At 72.0% G+C, this 19,086-nt stretch carries 24 protein-coding genes and 1 pseudogene; 10 read left to right on the forward strand and 15 right to left on the reverse strand.

Going from position 1 to position 19,086, the window contains the following annotated elements; all coding sequences use genetic code 11:
• Positions 1-24: 24 nt before the first annotated feature.
• Positions 25-354 (forward strand): YciI family protein, encoded by a 330-nt coding sequence (locus JWQ92_RS05320; RefSeq protein ID WP_297343427.1) that lies wholly within the window; start codon positions 25-27, stop codon positions 352-354.
• A gap of 39 nt (positions 355-393) precedes the next feature.
• Here the strand turns inward: JWQ92_RS05320 and JWQ92_RS05325 are convergent, their stop codons facing one another.
• Positions 394-1,263 carry a sigma-70 family RNA polymerase sigma factor gene (locus JWQ92_RS05325; RefSeq protein ID WP_297343428.1) on the reverse strand — a complete coding sequence of 290 codons (870 nt, stop codon included), beginning with the start codon at positions 1,261-1,263 and terminating at the stop codon, positions 394-396.
• A gap of 74 nt (positions 1,264-1,337) precedes the next feature.
• Here JWQ92_RS05325 and JWQ92_RS05330 point away from each other — a divergent pair, with 74 nt between their 5' ends.
• The 5 genes and pseudogenes from JWQ92_RS05330 (at position 1,338) to JWQ92_RS05345 (ending at position 5,211) form a co-directional block, all read left to right on the forward strand.
• Positions 1,338-2,126: an SDR family oxidoreductase gene (locus tag JWQ92_RS05330; RefSeq protein ID WP_297343429.1), complete on the forward strand. Its 789-nt coding sequence runs from the start codon at positions 1,338-1,340 to the stop codon at positions 2,124-2,126.
• A 95-nt stretch (positions 2,127-2,221) separates the two neighbouring features.
• Positions 2,222-3,532, forward strand: a complete 1,311-nt coding sequence (locus tag JWQ92_RS05335) for a M20/M25/M40 family metallo-hydrolase (RefSeq protein ID WP_297343430.1) — start codon at positions 2,222-2,224, stop codon at positions 3,530-3,532.
• A gap of 315 nt (positions 3,533-3,847) precedes the next feature.
• Positions 3,848-3,973 (forward strand): annotated as a pseudogene (locus JWQ92_RS16900) (SDR family NAD(P)-dependent oxidoreductase); the annotation flags it as partial.
• Positions 3,922-4,353, forward strand: a complete 432-nt coding sequence (locus JWQ92_RS05340) for an SDR family oxidoreductase (protein WP_297343431.1) — start codon at positions 3,922-3,924, stop codon at positions 4,351-4,353. The pseudogene JWQ92_RS16900 and the gene JWQ92_RS05340, both read left to right, overlap by 52 nt.
• Positions 4,354-4,383: 30 nt before the next feature.
• Entirely contained in the window at positions 4,384-5,211 is an 828-nt protein-coding gene (locus JWQ92_RS05345; protein ID WP_297343432.1) for an alpha/beta hydrolase, read from the forward strand.
• Between the two features lie 84 nt (positions 5,212-5,295).
• Here the strand turns inward: JWQ92_RS05345 and JWQ92_RS05350 are convergent, their stop codons facing one another.
• On the reverse strand, positions 5,296-5,775 hold the full coding sequence (locus JWQ92_RS05350; RefSeq protein WP_297343433.1) for an SRPBCC family protein: 480 nt from the start codon (positions 5,773-5,775) through the stop codon (positions 5,296-5,298).
• Positions 5,772-6,113 (reverse strand): helix-turn-helix transcriptional regulator, encoded by a 342-nt coding sequence (locus tag JWQ92_RS05355; protein ID WP_297343434.1) that lies wholly within the window; start codon positions 6,111-6,113, stop codon positions 5,772-5,774. The genes JWQ92_RS05350 and JWQ92_RS05355 overlap by 4 nt, the downstream gene beginning before the upstream one ends.
• A 159-nt stretch (positions 6,114-6,272) precedes the next feature.
• On the opposite strand from JWQ92_RS05355, the gene JWQ92_RS05360 reads away from it, so the two are divergent.
• Positions 6,273-6,818: a GNAT family protein gene (locus JWQ92_RS05360; RefSeq protein ID WP_297343435.1), complete on the forward strand. Its 546-nt coding sequence runs from the start codon at positions 6,273-6,275 to the stop codon at positions 6,816-6,818.
• Between the two features lie 21 nt (positions 6,819-6,839).
• On the opposite strand, the gene JWQ92_RS05365 is transcribed toward JWQ92_RS05360, so the two are convergent.
• The 6 genes from JWQ92_RS05365 to JWQ92_RS05390 form a co-directional block, all read right to left on the reverse strand.
• Positions 6,840-7,466 (reverse strand): ATP-binding protein, encoded by a 627-nt coding sequence (locus tag JWQ92_RS05365; protein WP_297343436.1) that lies wholly within the window; start codon positions 7,464-7,466, stop codon positions 6,840-6,842.
• 308 nt (positions 7,467-7,774) lie between these two features.
• The gene (locus JWQ92_RS05370; protein ID WP_297343437.1) at positions 7,775-7,981 is read right to left on the reverse strand and encodes a response regulator transcription factor; all 207 of its coding nucleotides are present in this window, start codon (positions 7,979-7,981) and stop codon (positions 7,775-7,777) included.
• Between the two features lie 53 nt (positions 7,982-8,034).
• Positions 8,035-8,187: a hypothetical protein gene (locus tag JWQ92_RS05375; RefSeq protein ID WP_297343438.1), complete on the reverse strand. Its 153-nt coding sequence runs from the start codon at positions 8,185-8,187 to the stop codon at positions 8,035-8,037.
• A 143-nt stretch (positions 8,188-8,330) separates the two neighbouring features.
• Positions 8,331-8,621: a hypothetical protein gene (locus tag JWQ92_RS05380; RefSeq protein ID WP_297343439.1), complete on the reverse strand. Its 291-nt coding sequence runs from the start codon at positions 8,619-8,621 to the stop codon at positions 8,331-8,333.
• A gap of 91 nt (positions 8,622-8,712) precedes the next feature.
• Complete coding sequence (locus JWQ92_RS05385) at positions 8,713-8,931, reverse strand: hypothetical protein (RefSeq protein WP_297343440.1); 219 nt, start codon at positions 8,929-8,931, stop codon at positions 8,713-8,715.
• Positions 8,932-9,243: a hypothetical protein gene (locus JWQ92_RS05390; RefSeq protein WP_297343441.1), complete on the reverse strand. Its 312-nt coding sequence runs from the start codon at positions 9,241-9,243 to the stop codon at positions 8,932-8,934. It lies immediately after the preceding gene.
• 204 nt (positions 9,244-9,447) lie between these two features.
• Here JWQ92_RS05390 and JWQ92_RS05395 point away from each other — a divergent pair, with 204 nt between their 5' ends.
• On the forward strand, positions 9,448-10,701 hold the full coding sequence (locus JWQ92_RS05395; protein ID WP_297343442.1) for an alpha-amylase family protein: 1,254 nt from the start codon (positions 9,448-9,450) through the stop codon (positions 10,699-10,701).
• A 106-nt stretch (positions 10,702-10,807) separates the two neighbouring features.
• Here JWQ92_RS05395 and JWQ92_RS05400 read toward each other — a convergent pair whose 3' ends face one another.
• Positions 10,808-11,197: a hypothetical protein gene (locus tag JWQ92_RS05400; RefSeq protein WP_297343443.1), complete on the reverse strand. Its 390-nt coding sequence runs from the start codon at positions 11,195-11,197 to the stop codon at positions 10,808-10,810.
• A 244-nt stretch (positions 11,198-11,441) separates the two neighbouring features.
• Between JWQ92_RS05400 and JWQ92_RS05405 the strand changes: the two genes are divergently transcribed.
• Positions 11,442-13,757, forward strand: coding sequence for a DUF3376 domain-containing protein (locus JWQ92_RS05405; protein WP_297343444.1), 2,316 nt, complete (start codon positions 11,442-11,444; stop codon positions 13,755-13,757).
• 27 nt (positions 13,758-13,784) lie between these two features.
• Here JWQ92_RS05405 and JWQ92_RS05410 read toward each other — a convergent pair whose 3' ends face one another.
• The 5 genes from JWQ92_RS05410 to JWQ92_RS05430 are packed head-to-tail and all read right to left on the reverse strand — an operon-like array spanning position 13,785 to position 17,982.
• Positions 13,785-15,167 carry an MFS transporter gene (locus JWQ92_RS05410; protein WP_297343445.1) on the reverse strand — a complete coding sequence of 461 codons (1,383 nt, stop codon included), beginning with the start codon at positions 15,165-15,167 and terminating at the stop codon, positions 13,785-13,787.
• Positions 15,164-16,132 (reverse strand): aldo/keto reductase, encoded by a 969-nt coding sequence (locus JWQ92_RS05415; protein WP_297343446.1) that lies wholly within the window; start codon positions 16,130-16,132, stop codon positions 15,164-15,166. The genes JWQ92_RS05410 and JWQ92_RS05415 overlap by 4 nt, the downstream gene beginning before the upstream one ends.
• Positions 16,133-16,186: 54 nt before the next feature.
• Positions 16,187-16,513 carry a carboxymuconolactone decarboxylase family protein gene (locus JWQ92_RS05420; RefSeq protein ID WP_297343447.1) on the reverse strand — a complete coding sequence of 109 codons (327 nt, stop codon included), beginning with the start codon at positions 16,511-16,513 and terminating at the stop codon, positions 16,187-16,189.
• Positions 16,510-16,935 (reverse strand): cupin domain-containing protein, encoded by a 426-nt coding sequence (locus JWQ92_RS05425; RefSeq protein WP_297343448.1) that lies wholly within the window; start codon positions 16,933-16,935, stop codon positions 16,510-16,512. The genes JWQ92_RS05420 and JWQ92_RS05425 overlap by 4 nt, the downstream gene beginning before the upstream one ends.
• A 27-nt stretch (positions 16,936-16,962) precedes the next feature.
• The gene (locus JWQ92_RS05430; protein ID WP_297343449.1) at positions 16,963-17,982 is read right to left on the reverse strand and encodes a zinc-dependent alcohol dehydrogenase family protein; all 1,020 of its coding nucleotides are present in this window, start codon (positions 17,980-17,982) and stop codon (positions 16,963-16,965) included.
• A gap of 151 nt (positions 17,983-18,133) precedes the next feature.
• Between JWQ92_RS05430 and JWQ92_RS05435 the strand changes: the two genes are divergently transcribed.
• Complete coding sequence (locus tag JWQ92_RS05435) at positions 18,134-19,012, forward strand: helix-turn-helix transcriptional regulator (protein WP_297343450.1); 879 nt, start codon at positions 18,134-18,136, stop codon at positions 19,010-19,012.
• Positions 19,013-19,086 lie beyond the last annotated feature (74 nt).

The following is a 19,086-nucleotide window of genomic DNA, read 5'->3' on the forward strand; positions in this document are numbered from 1 at the left end:
CCCCGACCCGCAGGAGAACCCGAGATGCAGTACGTGATTTCCGTCCTCGACAACGGCACCGGCACCGGCACCGACGAGGAGATGGGCGCCATCGACGCCTTCAACGACAGCCTCGAGGCGGAGGGCCGGCTTGTCTTCCTCGGCGGTCTCGCAGAACCGCGCACCGCCGCGGTGCTCGACAACCGGGACGGCAAGGGCATGGTCACGGACGGCCCGTTCGTCGAGCTCTCGGAGTACGTGAGCGGTCTCTGGATCGTCGAGGCCGCCGACCGCGAGACGGCGCTCCGGCTCGCCGCCGCGGGCTCGAGGGCCTGCAACCGGAAGGTCGAGCTGCGTCAGCTCATGAGCGCCTGAGCGTCCTGCCGGTGTCGGCGGCCCGCTCGGCACCCCACCTCACTCAGCCTCGGTCGGGCTTCCATCGAGGACCGCCGACAGCCGGTCGGGATCCGCGAGCACGTCGAGCCGCACGATCCGGTCGTCCCGGATCTCGAAGGCCATGACGGAGACCGGTCGGTTCCCGAGTCGAGCCAGGACGCCGGGCCGTCCGCCGAGGCGGACGAGGACCGAGTTCGCGGCGAGGCGCGACGAGAGCGCCGCCTGCTCCGCGATCGTCCGTGATCCTTGGAGCAGGGTGGCCGAGGCGCCGTAGTCGGCGTGGAGCACGGCGTCCTCGTCCAGCAGCGCGAGGAGTCGCGTCAGGTCGCCGTCCCGCGCCGCGGCCAGCCACGCCTCCACGATCGAGCGTTCCCGGGCTCTCGACGGTCGCGCGGGCCGCGGGACGTCACGCACCCGGCGCCGAGCCCTTGATGCCTGCTGCCGCACCGCCTGTGACGAGAAGCCGAGCACGGCGCCGATCTCGGCGAAGGGAACCCCGAAGACGTCGTGCAGCACGAACGCGAGCCGTTCCGCCGGCGTCAGCAGATCGAGCACGATCAGCAGGCCCGTCGTCGCCAGGTCGGCGCTGTGCATCGCCTCGGCGGGGTCGGCCGCGGTGTCCTTGGCCGCCCACGGCTCGATCTCCCACGACTGCTCGCGAGTGCGTCGCGGCGAGCGGAGGACGTCGAGGCTGATCCGGGAGACCACCGTGGTCAGCCACGCGTCGAGGTTCTGGATGGTGTGCGGGTCGACGCGCTCGAGACGGAGCCACGCCTCCTGCACCGCGTCCTCCGCCTCGGCGTCGGACCCGAGCAGCCGTCGCGCGACGGAGCGGAGCCGCGGGCGGGCGATCTCGAACGCGCCGGCGAGGGTGTCCGGGTCGGTCATGTCACATCCTCTCCTGCCTGCTCGTCGAAGAGTCGACGTGGCAGCGGGCCCGTCCGTGACAAGGAGGAACAGACATGGCCGCTCCAATGCTCGTGACCGGCGGCACCGGCAACCTCGGGCGGCGGGTCGTCGCGCTCCTCGAGGCCGAGGGTCGCGACGTCCGGATCCTGAGCCGCCACCCGGGAACCGATCGCCCCGGCGTCCGGCACGTCGCCGGCGACACCGTGACCGGGCGAGGTCTGGACGCCGCGATGACGGGCGCGGAGGTGGTGCTGCATCTCGCCGGCGGCCCGCGCGGCGACGATGCCGCCGGCCGCTCCGTCGCCCGATCGGCCGGGGCTGCGGGGGTGCGGCACCTGGTCCTGATCTCGGTCGTCGGTGCGGATCGCATGCCCATCGGCTACTTCCGGGCGAAGGCGGCCGCGGAGGGGGCCGTCGCGGCGGGCGGTACGCCCTTCACGATCCTCCGCGCCGCCCAGTTCCACGACTTCGTGCACCCCGTGGCCCGCGCCCTCGGCCGGTTCCCTCTCGTGCCGGCACCGCGGGGGCTGCGGTTCGAGCCGGTGGATGCGTCGGAGGTCGCGGTCCGGCTCGTCGAACTCGCCCTCGGGGACCCGGCCGGCCGGGTCCCCGACCTCGCGGGCCCCGACGTCCTCGGGTTCGCCGATCTCGTCGCCGCGCTCCGGGCGCGGCTCGGACGACGCACCGTACACGTGCCCGTTCCGCTGGCCGGCCGCATCGGATCCGCATACCGGCTCGGCTGGAACCTCGCGCCTGCGCAGGCCACCCGCGGGGCGATCACCTGGTCGCAGTACCTCGACATCCGGAACGCGGCGTCCGAGAGGAGCGTCCCGCTGCCCTGACCGCTGCCGGGTCGGGATCGATTCGGGCGGCGCGCACGGTGATCCGTTCGGCGAGGCGCTGGACGCCGAGCACCACGTGCTTCTACGGTCCGAGCGTGAGCATCGCCGTCCAGAGCGACCGGGTCGGACCGAGCGGGCTGTCCGACGCGGAGGTCGACGTGCTCGACGCGATCGACGAGCACGCGCTCGTGCAGGATCTCGTCCACCTCATCCGCGTGCCGAGCGTGACCGGATCCGACGCGGAGTCGGATCTGCAGCACCGGCAGGCCCGCCGGCTCGAGTCGCTGGGCTTCGCGGTGGACGCCTGGAAGCTCGACCTCCCCGGGCTCGCCGCCCATCCCCATCACCCCGGAACCGAGTCGGTGCGGCAGGAGGGCTACGGCGTCGTCGGGGTCCTCGGCTCCCAGGCCGGCCTGCCGGCGCTCGTGCTGCAGGGGCACGTCGACGTGGTCCCCACCGGTGATCTGGGCAGGTGGCACGACCGCAACCCGTGGAGCGGTGACATCACGGGCACCGTGGTCCGCGGCCGGGGCGCGTGCGACATGAAGGCCGGTGTCGCCGCCAACACGGCCGTCGCCCGGGCGCTGGTCGCCTCCGGCGTGACGCTGGAACGGCCGTTCGCCGTCCACTCCGTGATCAGCGAGGAGGACGGCGGCCTCGGCGCCTTCGCCACCATGCTGCGCGGGCACGGCGCGGAGGCCGCGGTGATCAGCGAGCCCACCAGCGGCCGGGTCGTCGTCGCCAACGCCGGCGCGCTCACGTTCGAGCTGCGCGTGCCGGGTCGTGCGGCGCACGCGAGCGTGCGCCGCAGCGGGTACAGCGCGATCGACGCCTTCCTGCCCGTCCACGCCGCCCTCGCCGAGCTCGAGCTGCGACGCAACGAGCGGCCTCACCACCTGTTCGACGGCGTGGTGCTGCCGTACCCGATCTCGATCGGACACATCCATGCGGGCGACTGGGCGAGCAGCGTCCCCGACCTCCTCGTCGCGGAGGGGCGGCTCGGCGTCCAGCTGGACGAGGAGCCCGCGCACGCCCGCGCGGAGCTGACGGAGGCGGTCGCCGCCGCCTGCAGGCGAGACGGCTGGTTGCGGGACCACCCCGTCGAGATCGCCTGGCACGGCGGTCAGTTCGCCAGCGGCCACCTCGATCCGGCGGATCCGCTGGTCGCGGAGGTGCTCGGCGCGATCGACGAGGTGGAGCAGCGGACCGCCTCGCTCGCGGGTGCGCCCTACGGTAGCGACTTGCGGCTCTACGTCGGCATGGGTGGCATCCCGACCCTGCACTACGGCCCGGGCGACGTCGCGTACGCCCACGCGCCGCGGGAGCAGGTGGAGATCGCCGAGCTGCTCGCGACGACGCGGACCCTCGCCCTCCTGGCCGCGAGGCGGTGCGGCGCCCACCGCTGACCGCCCGCGGCGACGCGCCCGGGCGTTCGCTGAGCCCATCCGAAGGTTGTTCGCAGCAGCAGCGCGTGCAACCATCAGGATCTTTCCGGGAGCCCGCTCGCGGCACCTGTCTGCGCACCTCGTGGCCGAGACCACCGACCGTCTCGCACGAGCACGATCCGGCCGGTCGCCCCACCGACGGGGAGCCGACATGGACCCAGGCGACGCGCGCGTCGACCTCGGCGACAGGGCCGTTCCTTGCGTGAGCGTCGCCTCCTCGCAGCGGGACCGCGGCCGGCACGGCCCGGGCCGGATCGAAGGCTGATCCGCATGGACATGCGTCTGGAAGGCAAGGTCGCCGTCGTCACCGGAGCGAGCAAGGGCATCGGCCTCGCCGTGGTGCGCGCGCTGTGGGAGGAGGGCGTCACGGTCGTGGCGGGATCGCGGCACGGCTCCGACGAGTTGCATGCGCTGGCCGAGAAGGGCGGCGTCACAGCCGTCGAGGTCGACCTCGCGAGCCGTCCGGTCCGCAGGACCTGGTCGAGCACGCGGACGCGCACGGCGGCCTGGACATCCGCTTCAACACCATCAGTCGCGGACCGGTCGCCACCGATCTGTGGTTCGGGTCGGACGGCGTCGCCGCGACCGCGGCACGAGACATGCACGTCGACTTCGACACCGCGAAGGACCGTGTGGTCGAGAGCCAGGGCGGCTTCTCGACGGTGCGGTTCACCCAGCCGCGCGAGGTCGCCGATCTGGTCGTGCTGCTGGCGAGCGACCGGGCCGGGAACGTCACCGGATCCGACTCCCTCATCGACGGCGGCCTCGTCAAGACCTTGTGACCCCCAGAAGAACGACGAACAGGAGCAGCAATGACCTCCCACCCGCCCGTGATCCTCATCCATGGTCTCTGGATCCACAGCGCGGCCTGGAAGCCGTGGATCGAGCGCTTCTCGGAGCACGGCTATGAAGCGACCGCGCCCGGCTGGCCCGGCGATCTCGACTCCGTCGAAGCGACGCGCGCCGACGCGTGGGGGTTGAACGACGTCGGGATCGAAGCGATCTGCCATCACTACGCGGACCTCATCGATGCCATGGGCACCGCGCCGATCGTCGTCGGCCACTCGTTCGGCGGTCTGATCGCGCAGGAGCTGCTGGCCAACGGTTTCGCCCGCGCGGCGGTCGCGATCGATCCCGCTCCGGTGAAGGGCGTGAAGCACGTCCCGTTCACGCAGCTGAAGTCGGGCTTCCCGGTGCTCGGCAATCCCGCCAACCGGCACCGCACCGTCGCCCTCACCGCGGTGCAGTTCAAGTACAGCTTCGGCAACATGCTCACCGACGAGGAGTCACAGGCACTCTTCGACGAATGGACCATCCCGGGGCCCGGCCGCCCGCTCTTCGAGGACGCCGGGGCCAACTTCTCCCGGCGGTCCGCCGCGACGGTCGACTTCTCGCATGCCCGGCCCGGGCCGCTCCTGCTGACCTCGGGCACGGTGGATCACACGGTTCCGCAGGTCGTGACCGAGGACGTGTACCGCCTCTACGGGAAGCAGCCCGACGCCGGCCAGGTGGAGCTGCGGATCTTCGAGGGTCGCGGGCACTCGCTCACCATCGATCACGGCTGGCAGGAGGTCGCCGACGCCGTGCTGGGATGGCTGGACGAACGAGTGGCCGTCGCCCCGGCCGGCGCTGCCGCGTAAGGCCTCGGGGAGCACGGCTGCGCGGACGCCCCGACGATCGGGGCGTCCGCGCAGCGCACTGCCGGTGCTCGAGGAGCGTCCCGACTAGGCCCGGACGGCGGCGAGCACGTCGTCGAGGCGGGTGTAGCTCTCGGTCGCGCCGTACTCCATGCCGGTGGCGACCATGCCGTCGCGCGCCTCGATGGACGGGAACACCGTGTGGGTGGTGATCCGCGTGCCGCGATCGGTCGCCTCGAACCGCGCGACGCTCATGCTGACCTGGCCCGGCGCACCGTCGAACTCGAACGTCTGGATGATCAGCGCATCCGTCTCGACGGTGTGGAAGACGCCGCGGAAGCCGTAGCTGCCGCCCGCGGGGTCCCGGCTCACGTACCGCCACTGACCCCCCGTCACGGCGTCGAAGGCGAGGATCTCCATGGTCAGCTGACCGGGACCGGTCCACCTCGCGAACAGGTCGGGGTCGGTGTGCGCGCGGAAGACGGCGCCGACGGGTGCGTCGAACTCGCGCACGATGTCGACGAACGGCCGTCCGGGCTCGACGGTGATCTGGGTGGGGTTCGTCATGGTGTTCCTTCTTTCTTGGGGTGCAGGGTCCGGAGGACCTCGTCGAGCCGGCGATGGCGCCGTTCGGTCTCGAGTCGGAGCGCGTCGAGCCAGGAGGTGAGCGCTTCGAGGGTGGTGGGGTCGAGGTGGCAGGGGCGGCGCTGCGCGTCGCGGCTCCGGGTGATGAGACCGGCCTGCTCCAGGACCTGGATGTGGCGGGAGATCGCCTGCTTCGTGATGGGGAAGGGTGCAGCGAGCTCGTTCACCGTCGCGTCGGACAGGGAGAGGCGCGAGATGATCCCGCGCCGGACCGGATCGGCGAGCGCGGCGAAGGCCCGATCCAGCTCCTCGGGATCCACTGTACTCCTTATCCAACCGCTGGCTTGATCAACCGAATGATTGATTACGATAGGCGCCGATCGGCGGGAAGTCAAGCGACGGGGAGGCGTCGGGCCCGGAACTGCGGTCGGCGTCGACCACGATCCGGCGCGAGGGCTGCGACGGGTAGCGTGCCGCCTGTGTCCTCTCCGCGGTCGGTGACGCTTCGGGCTCGCGCCGAAGCCGACCTCGACGTCCTGTTCCGCCTCGCCGCCGACCTCGCCACCTGGGAGGAGCGGAACGAGTCCCCGCCCGCTCCGCTGACGCGGGTCGCCTTCGACGCCCGGCTCGCTCTGGCGGACGAGGACCAGGAGCCGGGGAACGTGCGCTTCGTGGTCGACGTTGACGGGGTCGCCGTCGGCACGATCTCCCTGTTCGAGTCGAATGCACTGGCGCGCCACGCGGAGGTCGGGATCGCGCTGGTCCCCGAAGCCCGCGGGCAGGGCATCGGCACCCTGGCGATCTCGCAGCTCGTCGAGTTCGCGTTCGTGCGCCGGAACCTGCGTCGACTCCACCTGCAGGCGATCGCGTCCAACGCGGGCGCGATCCGGGCCTACGAGAAGGTGGGCTTCGTCGTCGAGGGGCGCCGGCGCGACCACGCCTGGGTGCGCGGAGCGTACGAGGACATCGTCCTGATGGGGATCCTCCGGTCCGAGTGGAGCGCGCGCGGCGCCGAGGGCCGATAGCGAGGCTGCCCACCGTCGGCGTCATGGCGCGGTGCTGGACGGCCATTGCCACTCCGCCCACTCCGGCCACCCGGGCCAGCCGGGCGGCGGAGGCGGGATCTCGATGCCTCGCAGCTCCTCCTCGTCGGGGACCTGGAACTGCGTCCGCCATCGGTCCACGTCGGCCTCGGTCATCCGGAAGGTCTGATGCGGTTCCTCCTCCTGCCGCCGGGCGATGCGGGCGAGCTGGACGTGCTTCTCGATCGGCAGGTAGACGACCTCGCACGTCGCGCCGTTCGCCTGCGCCAGCCGACGCAGTGCCGACCGTTCGTCGCGGGCCCAGAGCCCGAAGTCCAGCACGACGCCGACACCCAGCCGAAGCGCCTGGAGGGCGACCGAGATGAGCCGCCCCTCCAGTACGAAGCGCCTGCCGTCGGCCATGCTGTCGCCGAACAGCGGGATCATCCAGTGGTCGGGGGTCAGCCGGAGCGCGTCGTGCGCCGCCGCGAGCTCCCTCGCCCGGGTGGTCTTCCCTGCCCCTGGTAGCCCCACCATCAGGAACAAGGTCGGACGTCGGCCGGCGCGACCGCGCGGCGCGACGGCTCCCGACGTGGGGTGGTGTGCGGGCGGTTCTTCGTGGTGCGGATCGGAATGCTGCGACTGAGCCATGGTTCCCTCGATCAGGCGGAGTGGCCCGGCAGCGCGGCGCGATGGCGCGGCTGCCGGCGGACGCTGATCAGCGGTACGGCGCGGCGCTGCCCCGAAGGGCAGGACGATGAGGCCGCGTTCGCGGCGAGCGCGGTACCGCTGCTAGAGCGCGGTCGGCGCGGCCATGACGGCGAAGCAACCCATGCTGCGACAGTACCCGCCTCCGGTCGGGACGGCCCGGAGCAGCAGACGACCGCAGATCCGCTCCCGAGGGACGGTGGACCGCGCCGCTCAGGAAGAGGTCCCCTCCTCCTGCAAGTCCGAGCGGGTCAGCCGGTGGCGATGCGGGGCAGGTAGTCCTGCCGGTAGATGAGCGCGACCGGCTCACCGCGGCTGTGCACCCCGGTCCGGTCGTAGACGGACTTCAGGTGGTCCTGCACCGTGTCGACGGTGACGTGCAGCCGCGCGGTGATCTCGCGGGTGGAGAGCCCCCGGCAGACGAAGGCGGCGACCTCCTGCTCCCGCGCCGTGAGCACCTACGCGGCCACGAACACCGGCGCGACATCGGCCGGGGCCGCATCCTCGATGATCACCGCGACGGTGCCGTCGCGGTCGCGCTCATCCATGAGGCGTGGAGGGCGGCCCAGCGGCCGCTCCTCGTGCGGACGGGAAGGCGGGGCAGCTGCGCGCGGGTGAACAGGAGGGTGACGGGGTCGACCGCGGCCCACGACAGCGCGTCCACCGGATCGATCCGCCGCAAGCGCGGCAGGACCGCGGGCCCGGAACGCGCCGATGTCCAGCCCGGCACGGCACGTCGCCACGATCGCCGCCGTGGCGTTGTGCAGTGCCGGGCCGGTGAGCATCGGTGGCCCCGTGCCCCGGAATCTACGCGCCGGCCACGACCTCGTAGCGCCCTTCCGCGAGCAAGGCGCTGCCGGTCGCCGCGATCGTCGCGGCCCGACTCCGGTCGGCGAACCCATCCGTCGCCACCGCGGCGGCCTCGCTGTCCCAGAGGGTCAACGTCAGGGCAGTTCCGGCATCGCGGTCGACGAAGAACATGACCCCGGCGTTGCCCGGCAGTCCCTCGACGAACCCCCTGACCGTGCTCTCCGCGTGCTCGATCCACCGCTTCAGGACCTCCTGCGATCCCGACCATGTCGACGTGCGTGCGAACATCTCCGCTCCTCTCATCCCCGACAGTCGACCGCCTGCCGCGGATCGCGGCCATACCAGAAATCTGGGGGTGCCGGCGAGGGTCTGCCTCGGCTCAGGCGGGGGTGACAGCGCGGTACTCGTGGATCGAGGTGCCGTCGCTCCCGTCGGTCCGCCGCGCTGCGCGGACATAGGCGACTCCCTGGTGCACGAACCAGAGCGGGAGGGGGCCGACGATCGTGCCCCGGACGCCGCCGCCGACCTCGCCGATCAGCCGCACGTCGTGAACGCGGTCGGGGGATGTCGCGGCGGTCGGATGCGTCTCGTCGACCATTCAGTTCGCCCCGAACGTGTCCGGGTCGGGGAACGAGTAGTCCTCGTAGTGCTGAAGACGATCCTCCATGTACGACTGCGCGTCGGCGTTGTCCGGCTCGGGCAGCGTCGACCGCGTGCTCTCGGTCATCATCACGGTGCCCGAGTTGAGGAGGTAGTTGGCCTCGACCTCCTCACCGTCGATCCCGATGGACCGGATGATCACGTTGTCCGCGCTGTTCATCTTGCCGAGCAGCGTCGCGTACCGGACGAGCACATCGGCGACCGCATCACCGATGAGGAGAGACTTGTCTGCGATCGTCACGTGCTTCACGGCAGTGACAGTAGGACGGGGGCCGAACTCTGTCAGCCCGGTTGACAAACGGTCCGCGTTCGGGGCAAGACGGCTGGACGAAGGCCAAGACCCCGACGACCAGCGCCCGGTCCCACCATCCCGTCGGTGAAGGCCGAAGGAGGATCGCTGATTCGACGGCGGAGGCCTGGGGAGGCACCCAGCCGCGCTGACCACGATGGGCCGGTGCGGTTCTCCGATGCGGTCCTCTGGCACGTCTATCCGCTCGGCTTCGTCGGTGCCGAACGGACCGCGCAGCCCGCGGTGCGGCACCGCCTCCCGCAGATGACGGCGTGGCTCGACTACGTGGTCGAGCTCGGCGCGAACGTGCTGCAGCTGGGGCCCGTGTTCGCCTCGGAGTCGCACGGCTACGACACCGTCGACCACTTCGCGATCGACGCGCGCCTCGGGGACGACGCCGACTTCGACGCGCTGGTCGCGGCCGCCCGGCAGCGGGGGATCCGGCTCGTGCTGGACGGCGTCTTCAACCATGTGGGCCGCTCGTTCCCGAGGTTCCAGGAGGCGTCGACGGATCCGGAGTCGCGCGCTCGCCGCTGGTTCCGGCGGGAGGGCGACGGATGGGCGACCTTCGAGGGGCACGACGCCCTCGTCGCGTTGAACCACGACGAGCCCGAGGTGCGCGACCACGTCGTGTCCGTGATGCGGCACTGGCTCGACCGCGGCGCGTCCGGGTGGCGGCTGGATGCCGCCTACGCGGTTCCGACGTCGTTCTGGCGCGCCGTCGCCGATGCCGTCCACGAGAGCCATCCGGACGCCTGGCTGCTCGGCGAGGTGCTGCACGGCGCCTACGCCGCGTTCGTCGGCGACAGCGGCCTCGATTCCGTGACCCAGTACGAGCTCTGGAAGGCCGTGTGGAGCGGGCTCAACGACCGGAACCTCTTCGAGCTCGCCCATGCTCTCCGCCGGCACGCCGCGATGCTCGAGTCGTTCGTGCCGACGACCTTCCTCGGCAACCACGACGTGACGCGGATCGCGAGCGCCCTGCGAGAGCCGTGGCTGCTCCACCACGCGGTCACCGTGCTGTTCACGGTGCCGGGGCATCCCGTCGTCTACGCGGGTGATGAGCAGGCGTTCACCGGCGTGAAGGAGGAGCGCGCGGGCGGGGACGACGAGGTGCGGCCGCCCTTCCCCGCCACCCCCGGGGAGCTGTCGGCCCTCGGCGAACCGACCCTGCGCCTGCACCAGAGGTTGATCGGACTGCGGCGGCGGTCTCCCTGGCTCGTCAACGGGGTGCTGACGGTCGAACGGCTGGAGAACGAGCTGCTCGTCTACCGGGTCGCGAACCGGGGCGACCCCGAGCAGGCCCTGACCGTCGTGCTCAACCTCACGGACCGTCCTGCAGCCGTCCCGGTGCCGTCCGGACGGCGGATCCTCGAAGGCGGCCTCGGGCCCCGCGAGGCGGCCGTGATCGGCGACTGACGAGCGGCCCGACTCGGCACGGGTGGGGCCACCCGGCGGCGGGATGTCGAGGCCCGAGGTCGCGGCGGAGGAGCCTGATCCCGTCGTCCGATCTGGCACCCCGGCCTCAATGCGCGACGGGGCTGATCAGGATCGCCAGCCCCGCGAGGACCGTCCCGCTCACGTTCAGCACGATGCCGACCCGGATGGAGACCACCTTCTGGCGGTACGCCTGCTCGAGACGGAAGCCGAGCACCGGGCAGCCCGCCCAGATGAGCAGCGCGAGGCCGACGGCTGCGGCGAGGGCGCCGATCCACCACACGTCCGCGACAGCGGCCGGCAGCGTGCCGGGGCGCCACCCGGCCGCGAGCAGAGGTCCGAGCCCGAGCGGCGGCACGAGCATCGCGGTCGCGGTCCAGAGGCTTCCGGTCCGGATGATGCGTGCGGTCTCCACCGGAACGGACTCCATCGCCGTCGCTGCCCGGTCCTCGGTCTCCGTCGCGCGCTGCTCGTCCATGTGCACAGCATCGTGCCGCCCGGCGCGGAATCGGCTGTGCACTGGGGGGACCTGTCCGACACCTCGAAGCCCCGTAGGCCGGATGCGGGCGATACGTGAATCCCGGCATGCCACGGTTCCTCGGTGAGCGGTACCGTTCGGCGCCTCCTCACGAGCTCCATCGTCCGGGGGACGGGACGCCGCACCCGGGCTCCGGAGACGGACGTGCCGGGCCGACCGTGCTCGCACAGGAGGAGGTCGACCGATGGCGGAGGTCGACGAGCACCGGCTCGCGCTCGTGCTGAACGGCGGGATCAGCCTCGCGATCTGGATGGGCGGCGTCGCGAACGAGCTCGACCTCGTCCGGAGGGCGTCGTGGCCGGGGGCCGACGAGCCGCCGATGACGGAGCCCGAGCGCGAGGTCTTCACGCTGTGGCGGCGCGCGTGTGAGGGGAAGCCGCGGGTCGTCGTGGACGTCATCGCCGGCACGAGCGCCGGCGGCCTGAACGGCGTGTTCCTCGCGACGGCGATCGCCCGCAACGGCACGCTCGGATCGCTGCGAGCGCTCTGGATGGACCGCGCCCAGCTCGACGGCGAGGAGCACCATCTGCTCGACCCGAGCCGCACGACCGTCAACTCCGTCCTGAACGGCGCCGCCTTCCTCGGCTCGGTCGTGGACGGGCTCCAGAAGATCGCCCCGATCGGCGACGAGGCGGGGGAGGAGGAGGTGACGCTCGTCACCACGGCGAGCGCTGTCGGCGGTCCGTCCCGGGTCTTCCGGGACTCCCAGGGGACCCGGTTCGAGCTGCCCGACCACCGCCGGCGGTACCGGTTCCGGTCGGGGCCAGGCGGATTCGTCGCGACGTCCGACCCGACGGTCGGGCTGCAGCGCGGCGACGACGTCCGCGACTTCGGCCCGGAGACGGCCGCCGCGTTGGCCGAGGCGGCGCGGGCGACCGCGTCGATCCCCGGCGTGTTCGACCCCGTCGAGGAGTCGCCGATGCTCCGGCAGCACCGCCGACTCCCGGTGCACGACGACGGCGGTCCCGCCGACTGGCTGCTCGACGGCGGGCTGCTCGACAACGCCCCGTTCGACGCGGTGCTCGACGCCATCGGCAAGCGGTCCGTCGACGCGACCTGGAAGCGGAGCCTCGCGTACATCGTCCCGTCCGCGCCGGACCCCGAGATCGAGCAGGAGCTGGCGGCGCAGGGCATGCCCTCGTGGGCGGCGATCGTCCCGAAGATCTTCACCTACCCGGGGGAGGCGAACCTCCGCGACGGCATCGACCGGCTGGACGCGATGATGAACACCGCACGGCCCGATGTGGACGTTCAGCGGTTCGTGCAGCTCGTCACCGGGAACGGCGCAGGCACGATCGTCGCAGGGGCCGAAGCGCTCTTCCCGTACTACCGGGCGGCCGCGGCGAGCGTGGGGATCGCGGAGGCGTACGACGCGGCCTCCGACGACGGCGTGCAGTCGCTGCAACCCGAACCCTGGGGCGACGACCTCAGCGCGGTCGTCGACGGACCCCAGACATGGCTGCCGAACGCCTTCGCCTACGCTCCGGGCGACCTCTGGCACTGGGGAGTCGCGCCCGCGGACCGCCTCGTGAGGTTGTTCCTCCGCAGCATCCGCACGTCGGAGGGCGACGAGCAGAACGAGCGGCGCCGGCGGCTGCATGTGATCACGGAAGAGCTGCACGCCATCGCGAGACTCGTGCGCGAAGCGCTCGCCTCGCAACCGGCCGGTCCCGCATCCGCGGCGGACATCGCCGTCGAGCTCAGCCGGATCCACGGCGAGCTCGGCGTGCCGCAGCGGGTGCGTGACCTGGTCGACGAGGCGGCGGGCCTGGTGGCCGCGGGGCTCGGTGATCCGGTCGATCCCACACGGGCCCTGCGGGCGGGGCTCAGCCTCGAGGTGGTGAACGGTGCGCCCGGGCTCCCCGTGGACGCCACCCCGACACCGGTCTTCGACTTCTTCCGGTTCGACGTGCGGCTGCCGCTGGACCTGTTCGGCCTCGCGACGCTGCAGGAGCAGCGGAAGATCGCGAATGCGTCGGACATCCTCTACGGCACGCGGCTCGGGCACTTCGCGGCGTTCGGGAGCCGGAAGTGGCGGGAGTGGGACTGGCTGTGGGGCCGGATCAGCGCGACCCTGCACCTCTGCGAGCTCCTCGGCGTCCCCGATCAGGCGGCCGGGATCATCCGGGCCATCGTCGAGGCGGAGGGGACCTCGGAGGTCGATGTCACCAAGACGGCGAAGGCGCTGCTCACGGGTGACGGCACGACGGGAAGCGACCTCTTCACGCAGATGCGCAAGGCGCGCGGCACCGTCGGGGTGGCAGCAGGTGCCGCGCTGCGCATGGGCGACCGGTGGTGGGTGTCACCGTCCCTGACCGGCGTCGCCGGAAGCGCAGGATCGGTCGTTGCGACGATCCTCGGCCGTGAGATGCCGAGGTCCTCGAAGTCGGTGCACCCGCCGCCACCGGCGCAGGGCGTCGTCGTCCGCGTGGTCGGGTACGTCGGCCGCGTCGCCCTGGCTGGCCCGAGATGGGTGCTGTGGTGGTGGCTGGGCCGCTGAGCGGCCTTCGGGGGCGGGCGCGATCCGTCAGCGCGCAGCAGGAAGCGGGCGGATGCGGAGACCGGCGATCGCCGCGGCGACGAGGAGTGCCGCGGCGATCAGCAGGCTGACCTGCATGCCTTGGACGAAGCGCGCCGGGTCGGCGATCAGGGCCCCGAAGACCGCGATCGCGACCGCGCCGCCCACCTGACGGAAGGTGTTGAAGACGGCGCTCGCGGTGCCGGAGAGCTCTTGTGGCACGCTGGCGAGGACGATGCCGGTGACCGACGGCATCGCCACGGATCCGCCGGCGCCGGTGAGGACGAGCAGGCTCGTCACGGCCGGTGCGGCGTTCAGGGGTGCGACGGCGAACATGCCGAGCACCCCGACCGCCATGCAGACCATGCCGGCCACGACGGGGATCCGGGTGCCGAAACGCACGGTGATCGGGCCGCTGGCGAGGTTCCCCACGACGCTGAAGATCGCGGTCGGGAAGACCAGCAGGCCGGCCACGAGCGGGCTCAGGCCGAGATGCTGCTGCACGAACAGGCTCACGAGGAACACGGTCCCGAAGTTCGCGACCATGAAGGAGAATCCGACCAGGAGCGCGATCCGCATGCCCACCGACCCGAACAGGCTCAACGGCATCATCGGTTGGCGCACGCGGCGCTCGACCAGGACGAAGGCGGCCAGTCCGACGATCGCGAGGAGCCCGTCGCTGATGACGGGGGGCGTGCCGAAGCCCTCGGCGCCGCCCTGGATCAGGCAGGAGATCAAGGCGCTCAGGCCGACGACGGCGGTGAGCTGGCCGATCCAGTCGAAGCGGCTCGGCCGGACCGGCGACCGCCGCACGCGGAGCAGGAGCACGAGCATCGCGACGCAGACCGGGATGTTGATCCCGAAGACCAGCCGCCAGCTGACCGTCGTGAGCAGGCCGCCCACCAACGGCCCGAGAGCACCCGCGACGGCTCCGCCGACGGCCCACACTCCGAGGGCGCGTGCCCGCCGTCGCGGGTCCGGGTAGGCCTCGCGGATCAGCGCCATCGACGCGGGCAGCATCAGGGCCGCAGAGGCGCCTTGGACGCATCGCGCGGCGATCAGCGCGCCGAGCGTGGGGGCGCCGGCGCAGGCGGCGGACGTGATCGCGAAGAGGCCGATCCCGGTCGCGATCGCCCGCTTGGCCCCGATCGTGTCCGACAGGTTGCCGGCGAACAGGAGCAGCGAGGCGAAGAGCAGCGTGTAGCCGTCGATCACCCACTGCTTCCCGGCCGTCGCGCCACCCAGCTCGGCGCCGATCCGCGTCAGCGCGACGTTCACGATCAGGATGTCCAGTGTGATCAGGAAGAACCCCAGCGACCCGATCGCCAGCGCGGCACCGGGACGAGGACCGCGCGCCGGCGAGGACGTGGCGGCGTCGGTTGCCTGCGTCACCACCAGAACGGGGTCTGCGGTGTGTAGGGCGCCTCGAGTTCGCTCGTCTCCTCGGGGGTGAGGTGCACGTCGAGCGCGGCGACGGCATCCGCGAGGTGGTGCGGCTTGGTGGCGCCGACGACGGGCGCGGAGACCACCGGGTTCTGCAGCACCCAGGCGAGGGCGATCAGCGCCATCGGCAGCTCGCGGCGCTCCGCCACGCGCTGCACGGCGTCGACGACGGCCTCGTCGTCGGGGGCGTCGAAGGCCCGGGCGACCTCGTCGGTGCCGGAGCGCCGGGTCTGCTCGCCCCACGGTCGGGTGAGGCGGCCCTTGCCCTGGGGGGAGTAGGGAACGAGGCCGACGCCGAGATCCGCGCAGAGCGGGATCATCTCCCGCTCCTCCTCGCGCTTGATCAGGTTGTACTGGTCCTGCATCGACGCGAACCGGGTCCATCCGCCGACGTCGGCGGCGTGCTGCAGCTTCGCGAACTGCCACGCCCACATCGAGGATGCACCGAGGTAGCGCACCTTTCCCGCTTTCACGACGTCGTGCAGGGTCTCCATCGTCTCCTCGACCGGCGCTTCGGGGTCGAAGCGGTGGATCTGATAGAGGTCGATGTACTCCGTGCCGAGCCGGGCGAGGGACGCGTCCACCTGCTCGATGATGGCCTTCCGGGACAGGCCACCGCCGCCCGGTCCCGGGTGCATCCGGCCGTAGACCTTGGTGGCGAGCACGATGTCCTCACGGCGCGAGTACCGCCGGATCCCTCGGCCGACGAACTCCTCCGAGCTGCCCTGCTGATACGTGTTCGCGGTGTCCCAGAGGGTGACGCCGAGCTCCACGGCCTGGCGGAAGAACGGCTGCGAGGCATCCTCGTCGAGCGTCCAGGTGTGCAGGCCGCGCGTCGGGTCGCCGAAGCTCATGCACCCCATGGCGATCCGGCTGACGACCAGGCCGGTACGGCCGAGACGGGTGTACTCCACAGAACCCTCCCTCCTACTCCATCCGGCTGAACGCCGAATGCTGACGTGCTCGGTTCAGTCGCTGAAGACCTGCCCGGCGACGCTGATCCCCGTCATCGCCTTGGGCCAGCCGGCATAGAACGCGAGATGGGTGATCGCCTCGATCAGCTCCGTCTCGGTGAGCCCGTTCTCCATGGCGCGGCGGAGGTGGAACCGGAGCTGGTCTGCGTCGCCGCCGGCGACGAGCGCGGCGACGGTGATGAGGCTCCTGTCCCGGGCGGCGAGCTGCGTGCGGACCCAGACGTCCTCGAAGAGCACGTCGTCGGTGAGGGCGGCGAGCTTCGGGGCGACGTCGCCGATGGAGCGTCGGCCACCGCCGACCTGCTTCGGCTGATCGGTCATCGTGCCGCCTTCTTCGCTGCCGCGTCGGCGTCCTGATACTGCTCGTCCGTGACGGGCTCGAGCCAGCGGGTCGGGTCGCTGCCGTCCTCGTTGACGTCGAGGAGTGCGTAGTGGGCCAGCAGGGTGTCCTCGGTCGCGCCGTGCCAGTGCTCCTCGCCGGGTGGCGTCCACACCGTCTCGCCGGGGCGGATGCGGAGGACGTGACCAGCACGGTCGACCACGAGGCCGACGCCGTCGGCTCCGTGCAGCGTCTGGCCGGCGTCGTGGGAGTGCCAGTGCGACCGGGCGCCCGGCGTGAAGCGCACGAGGGCGGCCGTGAGTCGGGAGTTGCCGCTCGGACCGGCGATCGGGGTGACGTAGACGTCGCCCGTGAAGGTCGCGGCGGGGCCCTTGTCGGTCGGCCGGGTGGGGGAGTGCTCCATCGGGAGCTCCTTTCGGGGTGGTGGAGGTCAGAGGGTGAGGAGCACCTTGGTCGCGCGGCGCTCGTCCATGGCCCTGTAGCCCTCGGCGGCCTGCTCCAGCGGGAGGGTGAGGTCGAAGACCTTGCCGGGGTCGATCGTGCGGTCCCAGATGAGCCGGATCAGCTCGGGCAGGAACCGCCGCACGGGGGCCGGTCCGCCGTGGAGGTGCACGCCGGCCATGAACAGCTCGTCGCCGGGGATCGAGACGTCGTGGGAGACGCCGACGAAGCCGACGTGGCCGCCGGGCCGGGTGGAGCGGATGGCCTGGTCCATGGCCTCCTGGGTGCCGACGGCCTCGATGACGCTGTGCGCGCCGAGTCCGTTCGTGAGCTCCTTGACCTTCCCGACGCCCGCGTCGCCGCGCTCCTCGACGACGTCCGTGGCACCGAATTCGCGCGCCAGCGCCTGCCGGTCCGCATGCCGGCTGAAGGCGATGATCCGCTCGGCGCCGAGCTGCTTCGCGGCGAGCACCCCGAGCAGACCCACGGCCCCGTCGCCGACGACGGCGACGGTCCTGCCCGGGCCGACCTCAGCGGCGACGGCGGCGAACCAGCCGGTCCCGAGCACGTCGGAGGCGGCCATCAGCGACGGGATCAGGTCCGGGTCCGGCTGCCCGGGCGTCGCGACGAGGGTCCCGTCCGCGAGCGGGATGCGGGCCTTGGTGGCCTGCGTGCCGATGGTGCCCATGAGCACCCGGTGCACGCAGTAGGCCTGGTATCCGGCCCGGCAGATCTCGCAGGTGTTGTCGGAGGCCCAGAACGAGCCGACGACGAAGTCGCCGACCTGCACCGTCGACACCTCTGCGCCGATCTCCTCGACGATGCCCACGTACTCATGGCCCATGACCGCGTCGTGGACCTCCTCGACGCCCCGGTAGGGCCACAGGTCGGATCCGCAGCTGCAGGTCGCCGACAGTCGGAGGATCGCGTCGGTGGGTTCGATGATCCTCGGGTCATCCCGGTCCTCGATCCGGACGTCTCCGGGGGCGTGCAGTACGACTCCGCGCATACGACGGGCTCCTCGCTGGTGGGGCGCGAGCAGGGGCTGCTCGAGCGCTGCCACCATCAGACGCCCGGGCGGCCGGACGAAGGAGTGCCTGGCGAGGGGTGTACCAGCAGGGCATCCCTGGCCGGGAGGACGGCTCCCTATCCTGTCCGGCATGGACACACGGGCCGAGGTGCGGGAGTTCCTCGTGACGCGCCGCGCGCGCCTCACGCCGGACAAGGTCGGCATCCTCGCCGGCGGGAACCGGCGCGTGCCGGGCCTGCGGCGCAGCGAGGTCGCGTCGCTCGCCGGGTTGAGCGTCGAGTACTACTCGAAGATCGAACGCGGCGACATCGCGGGCGCCTCCGCATCCGTGCTCGAGGCGATCGCCGGCGCGCTGCGCCTGGACGACACCGAGCGCGCCCACCTCTCCGATCTCGCCCGCGCCTCCGACGGGATCCCCGTGTCGGGTCGCGTGCGGCGCCGGCCCGTACGCACCGGCGCGCCCCGCCCGAGCCTCAACTGGGCGCTCGAGGCCCTCACCGACGCCGTCGCATTCGTGCGCAACTCCCGGCAGGACCTGCTCGCGACCAACGCGCTGGGGCGGGCGTTCTACGCACCGGTGATCGGCGACGGCGGGCGGGTGCCCAACCTCGCGCGGTTCCAGTTCCTGGACCCGGCCTCCCACGACTTCTACCCCGACTGGGACCGCTTCGCCGAGATGTGCGTCGCGATCATGCGGGCCGAAGCGGGCCGCGACCCGCACGACCGGGCCATGCAGGACCTCGTCGGCGAGCTCTCGACGCGGAGCGAGCTCTTCCGGTCGCTCTGGGGCGCGCACGACGTGCGGACGCACGGGTCCGGCACGAAGCGCTTCAACCACCCGATCGTGGGCGAGGTCGTGCTCGCCTACGAAGAGCTCGCGATCACGGCCGACCCGGGCCACATCCTGATGGTCTACACGGCCGAGCCCGGCTCACCTTCCGCCGACCGGCTCACGCTGCTGTCGTCCTGGGCGATGTCGGACCCGGTCGTTCGAAGCCACGAAGCCTGAGCTCGGAACGATCGGCCCGGTCCTCCGGGCGGAACCTCGGCATCCGCCATGCCCGGGCGATCCTCAGCCGGGGC

It is taken from the genome of Amnibacterium sp. (genome assembly GCF_025463795.1).
In the GTDB taxonomy this organism is placed as follows: Bacteria; Actinomycetota; Actinomycetes; order Actinomycetales; family Microbacteriaceae; genus Amnibacterium.

Bases quoted from the DNA above. Each gene is read 5' to 3' on its own strand.
- JWQ92_RS05320 (WP_297343427.1), top strand. From the start codon at position 25: ATGCAGTACGTGATTTCCGTCCTCGACAACGGCACCGGCACCGGCACC.
- JWQ92_RS05425 (WP_297343448.1), bottom strand. From the start codon at position 16,935: ATGGAGCACTCCCCCACCCGGCCGACCGACAAGGGCCCCGCCGCGACC.
- JWQ92_RS05420 (WP_297343447.1), bottom strand. From the start codon at position 16,513: ATGACCGATCAGCCGAAGCAGGTCGGCGGTGGCCGACGCTCCATCGGC.
- JWQ92_RS05405 (WP_297343444.1), top strand. From the start codon at position 11,442: ATGGCGGAGGTCGACGAGCACCGGCTCGCGCTCGTGCTGAACGGCGGG.
- JWQ92_RS05380 (WP_297343439.1), bottom strand. From the start codon at position 8,621: ATGTTCGCACGCACGTCGACATGGTCGGGATCGCAGGAGGTCCTGAAG.
- JWQ92_RS05365 (WP_297343436.1), bottom strand. From the start codon at position 7,466: ATGGCTCAGTCGCAGCATTCCGATCCGCACCACGAAGAACCGCCCGCA.
- JWQ92_RS05330 (WP_297343429.1), top strand. From the start codon at position 1,338: ATGGCCGCTCCAATGCTCGTGACCGGCGGCACCGGCAACCTCGGGCGG.
- JWQ92_RS05435 (WP_297343450.1), top strand. From the start codon at position 18,134: ATGGACACACGGGCCGAGGTGCGGGAGTTCCTCGTGACGCGCCGCGCG.
- JWQ92_RS05345 (WP_297343432.1), top strand. From the start codon at position 4,384: ATGACCTCCCACCCGCCCGTGATCCTCATCCATGGTCTCTGGATCCAC.
- JWQ92_RS05385 (WP_297343440.1), bottom strand. From the start codon at position 8,931: ATGGTCGACGAGACGCATCCGACCGCCGCGACATCCCCCGACCGCGTT.
- JWQ92_RS05430 (WP_297343449.1), bottom strand. From the start codon at position 17,982: ATGCGCGGAGTCGTACTGCACGCCCCCGGAGACGTCCGGATCGAGGAC.
- JWQ92_RS05325 (WP_297343428.1), bottom strand. From the start codon at position 1,263: ATGACCGACCCGGACACCCTCGCCGGCGCGTTCGAGATCGCCCGCCCG.
- JWQ92_RS05400 (WP_297343443.1), bottom strand. From the start codon at position 11,197: ATGGACGAGCAGCGCGCGACGGAGACCGAGGACCGGGCAGCGACGGCG.
- JWQ92_RS05350 (WP_297343433.1), bottom strand. From the start codon at position 5,775: ATGACGAACCCCACCCAGATCACCGTCGAGCCCGGACGGCCGTTCGTC.